Here is a 12,473-nt window from a genome sequence, read left to right as displayed (position 1 = left end):
CATAAGGCCCAACTAGAATGCCCGCAACTATAGGCCAACCAGGCCTGACGGAATTCGCCCAATTTGAAGACCTTCGACCATCTCAGCGTGATCGGCCTGCGCGAATGGATCAACCTGCCCGACCTGGGCATGGTCGGTCTGCGCGCGAAAATCGACACCGGCGCCAGCACCTCCTGCCTGCACGCCAGCGATATCCAGCCGTTCCAGCGCGATGGCGAGAACTGGGTGCGCTTCACCGCCCACCTCGGCACTCTGGTCCAGCGTCGCCATCGCTGCGAGGCGCCGCTGGTGACGCTGAAGAACATCAAGAGCTCCACCGGCCATGTGCAGAGCCGCTACGTGATCCGCACCCACCTGGCCCTGGGCGACCGCCTGTGGTCTGTGGAATTCACCCTGACCTGCCGCAGGACCATGCGCTACCGCGTGCTGCTCGGCTCCAAGGCGCTGGTCGATGGCCAACTGGTGGTCAATCCGGCGCTGACCTACGTTCAAGACAAACCCTCGCTTGCTGACCTTTCTGGTGCCCCATGAAAATCGCCGTGCTGTCGCGCAATCCGCGTCTGTATTCCACTCGTCGCCTGGTCGAAGCCGGTCAGCTGCGCGGCCATGAGGTGGTGGTCATCGACACCCTGCGCGCCTACATGAACATCGCCAGCCACAAGCCGCAGATCCACTACCGCGGCAAGCCACTGGAAGGCTTCGATGCGGTGATCCCGCGGATCGGCGCCTCGGTGACCTTCTATGGCTGCGCGGTGCTGCGCCAGTTCGAGATGATGGGGGTGTTCCCGCTCAACGAGTCGGTGGCGATCGCCCGCTCGCGCGACAAGCTGCGCTCGCTGCAACTGCTGTCAAGGCGCGGCGTCGGCTTGCCGGTCACCGGCTTCGCCCACTCCCCCGACGATATCGACGACCTGATCCAGATGGTCAATGGCGCGCCGCTGGTGATCAAGGTGCTGGAAGGCACCCAGGGCATCGGCGTGGTGCTCTGCGAAACCGCCAAAGCCGCCGAGTCGGTGATCGAGGCCTTCATGGGCCTCAAGCAGAACATCATGGTCCAGGAATACATCAAGGAAGCCGGCGGCGCGGATATCCGCTGCTTCGTGGTCGGCGACAAGGTGATCGCCGCGATGAAGCGCCAGGCCAAACCCGGCGAGTTCCGCTCCAACCTGCACCGCGGCGGCAGCGCCAGCCTGATCAAGATCACCCCGGAGGAGCGCATGACGGCGATTCGCGCGGCCAAGGTGATGGGCCTGTCGGTGGCCGGCGTGGATATCCTGCGCTCCAACCACGGCCCGCTGGTGATGGAGGTCAACTCCTCGCCCGGCCTGGAAGGCATCGAGACCACCACCGGCAAGGATGTCGCCAGCCTGGTGATCCAGTACCTGGAGAAAAACGGCGGCCCGCACTTGACCCGGACCAAGGGCAAGGGCTGAGGCGGAGCTGCAGCCCCCCGTAACCCGGATTACGGCAAGGCTGATCCAGGCTACGCCTGCGGAGCCACCACTTCTGGCTGCAGCGGCAGGCGCCGGGCGACCCAGCGCAGAAAGTCCTGCTCGGCCAACGGTCGACTGAAATGATAGCCCTGGCCCAGGGCACAGCCATGGCGCCGCAGGGTATCCAGCTGGGCCTGGTTTTCGATGCCTTCGGCGACGCATTCCAGGCCCAGGTTGTGGGCGATCATCAGGATGGTTTGCACCAGCATCAGGTCGCTGCTGTCGCCCGCCAGATCCTGGGTGAAGCTGCGGTCGATTTTCAGGCGGTCCAGCGGTAAGCGCTTGAGGTAGGTCAGCGAGGAATAACCGGTGCCGAAGTCGTCGATCGCGAAGCGCACGCCGAAGGTTCTCAGCGCCTGCATATTGGTGATGCACAGCTCGACATCTTCGAGCAGCACGCCTTCGGTGATTTCCAGCTCCAGCGCGCGAGCCGGCACGCCATAGCGCTGCAGGCAGCCCTGGATGCGCTCGACGCAATCGACCTGGCGCAACTCGCGCGGGCTGAGGTTGACCGCCAGGACCACCTGCGGCCAGCCCGGCAGCCAGCGCGCCAGGACCGCGCACGCCTGCTCCAGCACCCAGCTGCCGAGTTCCAGGATCAGGCCGGTCTCTTCGGCCAGGGCGATGAACTCACCGGGCAGGATCTCGCCGCGCTCCGGATGCCGCCAGCGCAGCAAGACCTCGGCACCCACAACCTGGCCGCTGGCGAGCGACAACTGCGGCTGGAACACCAGGTGCATCTGCTCACGCTGAATCGCCTGGCGCAGCTCGCTTTGCAAGTGCAGGCGCTGGTCGATGGCGGCCTGCATCTCTGGGGCGAAGAAGAACAAGCCATTGCGCCCGGCACTCTTGGCCCGGTACATGGCGGTATCCGCCTGCTTCAGCACATCGGTCGCCACCTGCGCACCGAACGGGTGCAGGGCGATGCCGATGCTGGCGCTGATCGACAGTTCGTGACCGTCGATCCAGTAGCTGCCCTTGAGGCTGTCCAGCAGTTTGTTCGCGGTCATGGCCGCATAGCCCGCGGCGATCTCCGCGGTGCCGTCGAGGGCTTCGAGCAGCACCACGAACTCATCGCCGCCCAACCGCGCCAGGGTATCTTCGGCACGCAACACCCGGGCCAGGCGCACCGTGACCTCACGCAGCAAGCCATCGCCGACCAGATGGCCGAGGCTGTCGTTGACCGTCTTGAAATGATCCAGGTCGATGAACAGCAGCGCGCCAATACTGGCTTCCCGCAACTCGCGGTCCATCGCATGCTGCAGACGGTCGAGCAGCAAGCGCCGGTTGGGCAGCCCGGTCAGCTCGTCGCTGTAGGCCAGGCGTTCGATCTCGCGCTGGTAGCGCTGGCGTTCGGAAATATCGGTGACGCTGCCGCGGATCAGTACCTGCTCGCCCGGCATGCGCACCAGGCGCACCTCACAGGGAATCTGCCGGCCGCCGCTGTCGCGGTGCAGCCACTCGAAGACCGGCGTCTGGCCGGCAATCGCCTGGTTCAGATAGACCCCGCCGAGATCGGCTGAGGCCTGGCCATCTGCCTGGCGCGGCGGGCTCAGGTCGAGCACGCTCTTGCCCAGCAGTTGTTCACGCGTATAGCGAAACAGACGCAGCGCATTCTCGTTGCAGTCGAGCATGCCGCCGCGCGGGCTGAACAGCATGATGGCTTCCGGTGCATGCTCGACGATGGTGCGATAACGGGCCTCGGCCTCGTGGCGCGCGCTGATGTCCTCGACCAGCACCAGGAACATGCTCGGCCGACCGCTGGCATGCCGCACCGCGCGCAGGCTCAGCCGGGTGTAGACCAGCGAACCATCCGGGCGGATAAAGCGCTTGTCCAGTTCATAGCCGTCGCGGCTGCCGCCGAGCACCTGATCGAGCAGTGCTTGCTCGGCGCGGAGGTCGTCCGCCTGGGAGATGCTCGCCCAACTGCAGGCCTGCAGCTGCTCGCGGGAACGGCCGAGAATGCTGCAGAGCTTGAAGTTGACCTCTTCCCAGCCGAAGCTGGGATTGGTCAGCGCCATGCCGATCAGCGGCGCCTCGAAGAACAGGCGCAGGCGCTCGTCACGCTCGTGCAACTGCTGCTCGGTGCACTTGCGCCCGCTGACGTCCTGGATCGCGCCGTAGACCCGGACCAACTGCGGGCCGTCACGTTCGACCATGCCCTTGAGACGCACCCAGCGCCTGTTGCCCTTGGCGGTCGACAGGCGCACTTCGATATCGAAGTGATCGCGCCCAGCGAACAGCAACTGCAGAGTCTGCTCGGCCAGCGCTCGGTCGCTGCCATCCAGGTAATCGAGCGCCTGCTCGAGATTCGGCGCGCTGCCATTGGCATCCAGCTCGTAGATGCGGAAACAGCCCGCGCTCCAGTACATGCTGTGGTCCGCCAGGTTCAGCACCCAGCCGCCGAGGTCGGCAATGCTCTCGGTCTGGCTGAACAGGTGACTCTGGCGCAGCGACTCCTCACGCTGCGCCGTGACTTGCGCGGCCATCCGCTCGCGCGCGCTGACGTCATGCTGGAGGATGACGAAATGGCCGAGGCCCTGCGCGTCGACCATGGGCGCGAGCATCAGCTCGTTCCAGAATGGCTGGCCGTCCTTGCGGTAGTTGCGCACTACCACCTGGCAGGCCGTGCCCTGCCGCAAGGCCTGCTGCAGCCGCGACAGCTCGCGTTGCTGGTGATCGTCGCGCAACAGGAAACGGCAATCCTTGCCCAGGCTCTCCTCACGGCTGTATCCGCTGAGGCGCGCGAAGGCCGGATTGCTGTAGATCACCGGAAGATCGCGCTGGCGGGCATCGACGATGGTCACACCCAGCGGACTGGCCTCCAGGGCCAGGCTGGCCAGCGCCAACTGCTGCTGCGTCAGCGCGCTACGCCCCAGCGCCAGGCGCAGGTCGCTGAGACTGCGGCCAACCAGCAAGGTCGCGAGCATCAACAGCAACAGGCTCAGGTGCCATTCCAGACGCTGCGGATCGAGCCAGTTGGCGGCCTCGGCCAAGCCGCGCAGCAATGGCCACACCAGCACCATCCAAGCGCTCAACAGCGCGGCGCAGAGTGCGCCGGCAAAGCCCCAGACCAGCGCCAGACCAAGCATCATCACGCCGATCAGCGGCAGGTTCAGGGTCAATGGCAACAGCTCGAGCAACCAGGGCAAGCCGCCCAGCAACAGCAGCAACAGCGGCCAGGGCGGTAATTGGCCCAGCACCTGCGGCGCCGGCATGAGGCCCGCGTCATCGCGGCCAGGGCCGTGCAGCCAGCCACGCCGGCGCAGCCAGGGGCTCAGGCAGGTCAACAGCGGCGTGGCAATCGCCAGGGTGATCAGGCAATCGGCCAGCCACAGGGCAAGGCTGGCGGTCATCCAGTCCGGTCCCGCCAGCTGGCCGCGCAACCAGAGATGGCTTTGCCCCGCCACGACCAGCAACGCCACCGGCAGCAATACCCCCAGCCCGGCGAAACGCAGCAAGTGCGCGAGATCGGGCAAGGCCACGTCGAAGGCGCGCCCGCGCAACAACAGCCAGGCCAGGCCAACACCAAGGGTTTCCGGCAGCGCATATACCAAGGCCCACTGCCACTCCAGCTGCCACAGCGCAATGCTCAACAGCGCATTCAGGTACAGCGCAAGCAGCACCCGCGGCCCCCACCACAAGCATCCCACCAGCCCGAGAGCGAACGACAGGTGCCAGAATGCCGCCGCGTCGCTGAAACGGGTCGCCAGGGCAAGCCAGGTAGCCATAAGGAAGATCGGCAGCGGCAGCCACCACGTCCATATGGGCAAGCGGTCGGAAACGACGGGCATGCGGACCTCATGTCAATGCGCTGCATCAGCATAGTTCAGCGCAGCAGATGCCCATGCTGAACAGACCGTTGAAAAATCCAGGCGAGACAGTCGAGGCAAGGCAGCAGCGGTCGTGACGAAGCGTAGTTCAATCGTTCTTCAGCGGCCGGTTAAACCGCGTCGCGCGGCAACAGCAGCCCCAGCGGCAGACAGACCCGCGCCTCCAGGCCGCCGCCGCAGCGGTTACGCAGCTCGACACTGCCGCCGTGCAGGGCCGCGATGCGCTTGACGATGGCCAGGCCGAGCCCGGCACCCTGGCCGCCGCGGGCGCGGTCGCCGCGGATGAAGGGATTGAAGATGCTGCCCAGCTCGGTCGGATCGATACCGGCGCCGCGGTCGAGCACGCTGAGCACGACGTAGGGCGCGCTGCTGTCGCCAGACACCGACACGGCGACTTCGACCGCATTGCCGCCATAGCGCAGGGCGTTCTCGATCAGATTGACCAGCAGGCGCTTGATCGATACCCGCCGCAGCGGAAAGATCGGCACCGGCTCCAGGCACAGGCGCACCAGCTCCCGCTGCTGGTTATAGGGCGCCACCACTTCGCGGATCAATTCGAGCAGGTCGAGCTGTTCCAGCGGCTCGTCGCGACCGTCGCGGATAAAGGCGAGGAACTGGTCGAGAATTGCGTCCATGTCCTCGATATCGCGGACCATGTCCTCGGTCAGCTCCGAATCGTTGTTCAGCAGCTCCAGGGACAGGCGCAAGCGGGTCAGTGGCGTACGCAGGTCGTGGGACACCCCGGCCAGCATCAGCTCGCGCTCGCGGCCGGCCTGCTCGACGTCCTCGGCCATCTGGTTGAAGGCGCGATAGACCTCGGCCATCTCGCTCGGCGTATCGCTTACCGGCAGGCGCACGCTGCGGCCCTTGCCGAGCTGGCGGGCAGCGAACACCAGGCGTTTCAAGGGCGCACTGAGCTGGCGCACGAAGATCCAGGCGGCGGCGGTGGAGAGCAAACCGATGCCGAGGAACCAGCCCAGTACGCTCCAGATCCGCTGACCGCGCAGCGGGTGCGGATACAGCGGCACCCGCAGCCAGTCCTCGCCCAGCGTCGGGGCATGCACCCACAGCGCCGGCGGACTTTTCGCACGAACCCGCACCTCGGTCTCGGGACCGAGTTCGGCCTGCATCTGCCGCTGGAATATCTCGCTGTAGGGCCAGTGCTGTTCGCTGGCCGGCACCTGGTCGTGGGGCGTGCGCTTGAGCCCCGCCGCCGCCGCAATGGTCGCGCGATCCTCCGGATCCGCCGCCCAGTAGGCGCGCAGGGTCAGCGCCGCGCCGTGGCTGTACTGGCGGTCGACCAGCACGTCCTCGTTCATCATCAGATAAACCAGGGTCAGCGCCTTGGAGAACAGCACCACGATCAGCACCAGCCAGAGGGTGCGAGCGAAGAAGCTTTGCGGGAACCACAGCGGGGTTTTCATCAGACGAAATAACACCTGTAGGAGCCAGCTTGCTAGCGATTGGATAGCGAGATCGCCAGCAAGCTGGCTCCTACATCGGTCCGCACACGAGCAAGGTTATTTATTGCCGTCCGGCACGAACACATAACCCACGCCCCAGACCGTCTGGATATAGCGCGGCTTGGACGGGTCCGGCTCGATCAAGCGGCGCAGGCGCGAGATCTGCACGTCGATGGAGCGCTCCAGGGCGTCCCACTCACGGCCACGGGCCAGGTTCATCAGCTTGTCCCGGGTCAGCGGTTCGCGCGCATGCTGGACCAGGGCCTTGAGCACGGCGAACTCGCCGGTGGTGAGCATGTGCACCTCGTCACCCTTCTTCAGCTCGCGGGTGGCCAGCGACAGCTCGTACTCGCCGAAACTCACGCTCTCGTCCTCGGCCCCCGGCGCGCCCGGCACCACCGGGGCCTGGCGACGCAGCACGGCCTTGATCCGCGCCAGCAATTCGCGCGGGTTGAAGGGTTTGGCCAGGTAGTCGTCGGCGCCCAGCTCCAGGCCCTGGATACGGCTGGTTTCGTCGCCCTTGGCGGTGAGCATGATGATCGGCACCTGATTGTTCGCCGCGCGCAACCGGCGGCACGCCGACAGGCCGTCCTCGCCCGGCAGCATCAGGTCGAGTACCACCAGATGGAACAGCTCGCGCGCCAGCAGGCGATCCATCTGCTCGACGTTTTCCACCGTGCGCACGCGGTAGCCCTGCTCCTCGAAGAAGCGCTCGAGCAGGCGCCGCAAGCGGGCATCGTCATCGACAACCAGAATTTTCTCGCCTTCAAGCGGAAGTGCAGTGCTGCTCATAGAAGCTCCTAGACCGAGAACCTGCGCCGCCCGTCGGGCGTGAACAGTTTCCAATGCCGGCATTATGGCTCAGCCACCGCGATCACCGGTGCAGCCATTGTTAGCAGATTTGTCATATCAGGCCGCCAGCCCGCTCAGGCTGAAAAACCGGCTGGCCCCAACAACCCCGTCTTGCTGCTTATGGCTTGCAGCTTGCCGCTAATGGCTATAATGCGCCGCTCTATCGTCTGGCCGCGCTCTACGTGGTCGGTTTTTCGTTCCAGTGTGGATAGCGTCTTATGCTCAGCATCAACAACCGCATCGCCGAAGAACTGGGCGTGCGCCCGCAACAGGTAGCCGCCGCCGTGGCGCTGCTCGATGAAGGCTCGACCGTGCCGTTCATCGCCCGCTACCGCAAGGAAGTCACCGGCAGCCTGGATGACACCCAGTTGCGTCATCTCGAAGAGCGCCTGCGCTACCTGCGCGAGCTGGACGACCGGCGTGCCAGCATCCTCGCCAGCATCGAGGAACAGGGCAAGCTGACCCCTACACTCGCCCGCGAGATCAACCTGGCCGACACCAAGACCCGCCTCGAAGACCTCTATCTGCCGTACAAGCAGAAGCGCCGCACCAAGGGCCAGATCGCCCTGGAAGCCGGCCTCGGCGAATTGGCCGATGCGCTGTTTGGCGACCCGAACCTGACCCCGGAGAGCGAGGCCGCGCGCTTCGTCGACGCCGAGAAAGGTTTCGCCGACATCAAGGCGGTGCTCGAAGGCGCCAAGTACATCCTCATGGAGCGCTTCGCCGAAGACGCCACCCTGCTGGCCAACCTGCGCAGTTTCCTCAAGGACAACGCCACCCTCAGCGCCCGCCTGATCGCCGGCAAGGAGCAGGAAGGCGCCAAGTTCCGCGATTATTTCGAGCACGACGAGAAGCTGAAAAATGCCCCCTCGCACCGTGCCCTGGCGATTTTCCGCGGACGCAACGAGGGCTTCCTCAGCGCCAGCCTGAAGATTGGCGAAGAGCTGCCCGGCACCCTGCACCCCTGCGAAGGCATGGTCGCCGAGCGCTTCGGCATCAGCAACCAGGGCCGCGCCGCCGACAAATGGCTGGGCGAAGTGGTGCGCTGGACCTGGAAGGTCAAGCTCTACACCCACCTGGAAACCGACCTGCTCGGCGAGCTGCGCGAAGGCGCCGAAGACGAGGCAATCTCGGTGTTCGCGCGCAACATGCACGACCTGCTGCTGGCCGCCCCGGCGGGCCCGCGCGCGACCCTGGGTCTCGACCCGGGCCTGCGCACCGGCTGCAAGGTGGCGGTGGTGGATGCCACCGGCAAGCTGCTCGACACCGCGACCGTCTACCCGCACGTGCCGAAGAACCAGTGGGACCAGACCATCGCCGTGCTCGCCGCGCTGTGCGCCAAGCACTCGGTCGACCTGATCGCCATCGGCAACGGCACCGCCAGCCGCGAGACCGACAAGCTGGCCGCCGAGCTAATCAAGAAATACCCTGGCCTGAAGATGACCAAGGTGATGGTCAGCGAAGCCGGCGCCTCGGTGTATTCGGCCTCGGAACTGGCGGCCAAGGAATTCCCCGACCTCGACGTGTCGATTCGCGGCGCCGTGTCGATCGCCCGCCGCCTGCAGGACCCGCTGGCCGAACTGGTGAAGATCGACCCGAAATCCATCGGCGTCGGCCAGTACCAGCACGACGTGTCCCAGCTCAAGCTGGCGCGCAGCCTGGACGCGGTGGTGGAGGACTGCGTGAACGCCGTTGGCGTCGACGTCAATACCGCCTCGGTCGCCCTGCTGGCACGGATCTCCGGACTGAATGCGACCCTGGCGCAAAACATAGTCGCGCACCGCGACGCCAACGGCGCCTTCAAGACCCGCGACGCGCTGAAAAAGGTGTCGCGCCTGGGCGAGAAAACCTTCGAGCAGGCCGCCGGCTTCCTCCGCGTGATGAACGGCGACAACCCGCTGGACGCCTCGGCGGTGCACCCGGAAACCTACCCGCTGGTGCAGCGCATTGCCGCCGACACCGGCCGCGACATCCGCTCGCTGGTCGGCGACGCGACCTTCATCAAGCGCCTCGACCCGAAAAAATTCACCGACGAACGCTTCGGTCTGGTGACCGTCGGCGACATCCTCCAGGAGCTGGAAAAACCCGGCCGCGATCCGCGCCCCGAGTTCAAGACCGCCGAATTCCAGGAGGGTGTCGAAACCCTCAAGGATCTCGAACTGGGGATGATCCTCGAAGGCGTGGTGACCAACGTCACCAACTTCGGCGCCTTCGTCGACATCGGCGTGCACCAGGACGGTCTGGTGCACATCTCGGCGCTGTCGGAGAAGTTCATCAAGGACCCGCACGAAGCGGTCAAGGCCGGCGACGTGGTCAAGGTCAAGGTGATGGAGGTGGACATCCCGCGCAATCGCATCGCCCTGTCGATGCGCATGGGCGACACCCCGGGCGAGAAAATCGAGGGCACGCGCAACGGCTCCCGTGGCGGCGGCAAGCGCGATGCCAGCCCTCGGCCGCCGGCCAGCACGCCACGCGCCGAGCCGCAGCCCGCCAGCAACGCCGCCATGGCCGCGCTGTTCGCCAACGCCAAGCAGTTGAGGAAGTAAACCATGAGCCACACCTCCCCGGTCGGCCAGGACAGCGCATTCAGCAAGCTGCTCGGCATGACCATCGACAAAGCCGAGAACGGCGAATCCCAGGTGCGCATGAGCATGCAGGACCACCTGCTCAATCTGCACGGACGCATGCACGGCGGTGCGTTGTTCTCGCTGATCGACACGGCGCTCGGTCAAGCCAGCCACAGCCTGTTCGATGGCCAGGCCGGCAGCATGACCCTGGAATGCAAGGTCAACTACATCCGCGCGGTCAGCGAAGGCGAGATCGTCTGCAACGCCCGCGTGCTGAATGCCGGACGCAAGGTGCATGTGCTGGAGGCGCGGGTGCAACAGGGCGACAAACTGGTCGCCACCGCCCAGGCCACCTTTATCTGCAAGTGACCCGCCAGACCCGGCGGCGCCGCCAGCGGCCGCCGCCCCCCAGCCACTAGAGGCCGAAGAGCATCCAGGCGACAAACGGGTCGCAAAGGCACAAGCCGCCTTCGCCCGCGTGTAATCGCCTGCGCCCAAACTGGGCTAGGGTAACCAGGCCGTGCTGCGCCCAGAGCGGATAGCCGCGGCGCAATTTGCCGTTACCGGCCCCCTTGTAGAGCAATCGATTCGCCCCCATATTGGGGCGACCGATGCGTGAAGGAATGCAATCTTGAGCGACCTGTTCTCCCGCCGCCTGGCCCTGCTCGGCGAGCGCGCCAACCTCTCCCTGCTTTCCCAGTGCTTGCACGGCATCGAGCGCGAATGCCTGCGCGTCGATGGCGATGGCCAACTGGCCCTCACTCCGCACCCGCTGGCGCTGGGCTCGGCGCTGACTCATCCGCAGATCACCACGGACTATTCCGAGGCGCTGCTGGAGTTCATTACCCCAGCCGAACCCGACCCGGCCATCACCCTGGCCGATCTCGAACAGATCCATCGCTTCGTCTACAGCAAGCTCGACGGCGAATACCTGTGGAGCCCGTCAATGCCCTGCCCCCTGCCGGACGAGGCGACCATCCCGATCGCCGAGTACGGCAGCTCGCATATCGGCAAGCTCAAATACGTCTACCGCAAGGGCCTGGCGCTGCGTTACGGCAAAACCATGCAGTGCATCGCCGGCATTCACTACAACTTCTCCCTGCCCGACAGCCTGTGGCCACTGCTGCAGCAGGCCGAGGGCAATACGCGCGATGCGCGCGACTACCAGTCGGCGCGCTACATCGCCCTGATCCGCAATTTCCGCCGCTACAGCTGGCTGCTGATGTACCTGTTCGGCGCCTCGCCGGCCCTGGATGCAGGTTTCTTGCGCGGCCGCCCGCACCAATTGCAGCAACTTGATGGCGATACCCTGTACCTGCCCTACGCCACCAGCTTGCGCATGAGCGACCTGGGTTATCAGAGCAACGCCCAGGCCGGCCTCACCCCCTGCTACAACGACCTGAGCAGCTACACCGACAGCCTGCGCCAGGCGGTCGCCACGCCCTATCCGCCCTATGTCGAGATCGGCAGCAAGAAGGACGGCGAATGGCTGCAACTCAATACCAACATCCTGCAGATCGAGAACGAGTACTACTCGAACATCCGCCCAAAACGCGTGACCCACAGCGGCGAGCGGCCGATCCAGGCGCTGATGGCCCGTGGCGTGCAGTACGTCGAGGTACGTTGCCTGGACATCAACCCCTTCTTGCCGCTGGGCATCGACCTGGTCGAGGCGCGCTTCCTCGACGCCTTCCTGCTGTTCTGTGCCCTGCAGGAAAGCCCGCCACTGGGCGGCGAAGAATGCCACGCCTGCACCGACAACTTCCTCAAAGTGGTCAAGGACGGTCGCCGTCCCGGCCTGCACTTGCAGCTGCGTGGCAAGCCCGTGGCCCTGCAGGCCTGGGCCCACGAACTGCTCGACAGCATCCAGCAAACGGCCACCCTGCTCGACCAGAGCCAGGGCAATGAAGCACACAGCCATGCCTTACAGCTGCAGCGCGCCAAGATCGACGATGCCAGCCTGACGCCTTCGGCCCAGGTGCTCGCGCAGCTGCAGCAGGGCGAAAGCTTCAGCCAGTTCGCCCTGCGCCAGAGCAAGCAGCACGCCGACTACTTCCGCAGCCCGCCGTTGAGCGCAGAGCAGCAGGCCGCTTTCGAAGCCGCGAGCGCACGCTCACTGCGTGAGCAGGCGGAGCTGGAGGCTCAGGAAGAAGGGGATTTCGACAGCTTTGCCGCGGCCTACCAGGCGAGCATCCTGGCCCCGGGGATTTAGTCGACCCGCTCACAAAAGCAAGCAACGACGCAAAAGCTGTGACCGGCGACCCA

The 12,473-nt window shown here is 65.5% G+C and carries 8 protein-coding genes; 5 read left to right on the top strand and 3 right to left on the bottom strand.

What is annotated here, in order from left to right:
- Positions 1 to 63 precede the first annotated feature (63 nt).
- Both rimB and rimK read left to right on the top strand, forming a co-directional pair.
- Positions 64 to 531: a retropepsin-like aspartic endopeptidase RimB gene (gene rimB / locus G9C89_RS13830; protein WP_172148890.1), complete on the top strand. Its 468-nt coding sequence runs from the start codon at positions 64 to 66 to the stop codon at positions 529 to 531.
- Entirely contained in the window at positions 528 to 1,433 is a 906-nt protein-coding gene (rimK, locus tag G9C89_RS13825; RefSeq protein WP_172148888.1) for a 30S ribosomal protein S6--L-glutamate ligase, read from the top strand. The genes rimB and rimK overlap by 4 nt, the downstream gene beginning before the upstream one ends.
- A 50-nt stretch (positions 1,434 to 1,483) precedes the next feature.
- On the opposite strand, the gene G9C89_RS13820 is transcribed toward rimK, so the two are convergent.
- The 3 genes from G9C89_RS13820 to ompR form a co-directional block, all read right to left on the bottom strand.
- The gene (locus G9C89_RS13820; RefSeq protein WP_172148886.1) at positions 1,484 to 5,287 is read right to left on the bottom strand and encodes a bifunctional diguanylate cyclase/phosphodiesterase; all 3,804 of its coding nucleotides are present in this window, start codon (positions 5,285 to 5,287) and stop codon (positions 1,484 to 1,486) included.
- A 149-nt stretch (positions 5,288 to 5,436) separates the two neighbouring features.
- Complete coding sequence (locus tag G9C89_RS13815; protein WP_172148884.1) at positions 5,437 to 6,750, bottom strand: ATP-binding protein; 1,314 nt, start codon at positions 6,748 to 6,750, stop codon at positions 5,437 to 5,439.
- 96 nt (positions 6,751 to 6,846) lie between these two features.
- Positions 6,847 to 7,581 (bottom strand): osmolarity response regulator transcription factor OmpR, encoded by a 735-nt coding sequence (gene ompR / locus G9C89_RS13810; RefSeq protein WP_172148882.1) that lies wholly within the window; start codon positions 7,579 to 7,581, stop codon positions 6,847 to 6,849.
- A 278-nt stretch (positions 7,582 to 7,859) separates the two neighbouring features.
- Here ompR and G9C89_RS13805 point away from each other — a divergent pair, with 278 nt between their 5' ends.
- The 3 genes from G9C89_RS13805 (at position 7,860) to gshA (ending at position 12,420) form a co-directional block, all read left to right on the top strand.
- Entirely contained in the window at positions 7,860 to 10,187 is a 2,328-nt protein-coding gene (locus G9C89_RS13805; RefSeq protein WP_172148871.1) for a Tex family protein, read from the top strand.
- A gap of 3 nt (positions 10,188 to 10,190) precedes the next feature.
- Positions 10,191 to 10,577 (top strand): PaaI family thioesterase, encoded by a 387-nt coding sequence (locus G9C89_RS13800; RefSeq protein ID WP_172148869.1) that lies wholly within the window; start codon positions 10,191 to 10,193, stop codon positions 10,575 to 10,577.
- 262 nt (positions 10,578 to 10,839) lie between these two features.
- A complete protein-coding gene (gshA, locus tag G9C89_RS13795; RefSeq protein WP_172148867.1) occupies positions 10,840 to 12,420 on the top strand; it encodes a glutamate--cysteine ligase in 1,581 nt (526 codons plus the stop codon).
- The last annotated feature ends 53 nt before the right edge of the window (positions 12,421 to 12,473 follow it).

Origin of the sequence: Pseudomonas tumuqii, assembly GCF_013184545.1 — a bacterium.
Lineage (GTDB): Bacteria > Pseudomonadota > Gammaproteobacteria > Pseudomonadales > Pseudomonadaceae > Aquipseudomonas > Aquipseudomonas tumuqii.
The sequence above is the reverse complement of the archived record's forward strand: the minus strand, read 5'-3'. Positions and strand labels throughout refer to the sequence as shown.

Coding starts and splice junctions, on each gene's coding strand:
- rimK (WP_172148888.1), top strand. CDS start 528: ATGAAAATCGCCGTGCTGTCGCGCAATCCGCGTCTGTATTCCACTCGT.
- G9C89_RS13820 (WP_172148886.1), bottom strand. CDS start 5,287: ATGCCCGTCGTTTCCGACCGCTTGCCCATATGGACGTGGTGGCTGCCG.
- G9C89_RS13815 (WP_172148884.1), bottom strand. CDS start 6,750: ATGAAAACCCCGCTGTGGTTCCCGCAAAGCTTCTTCGCTCGCACCCTC.
- ompR (WP_172148882.1), bottom strand. CDS start 7,581: ATGAGCAGCACTGCACTTCCGCTTGAAGGCGAGAAAATTCTGGTTGTC.
- G9C89_RS13805 (WP_172148871.1), top strand. CDS start 7,860: ATGCTCAGCATCAACAACCGCATCGCCGAAGAACTGGGCGTGCGCCCG.
- G9C89_RS13800 (WP_172148869.1), top strand. CDS start 10,191: ATGAGCCACACCTCCCCGGTCGGCCAGGACAGCGCATTCAGCAAGCTG.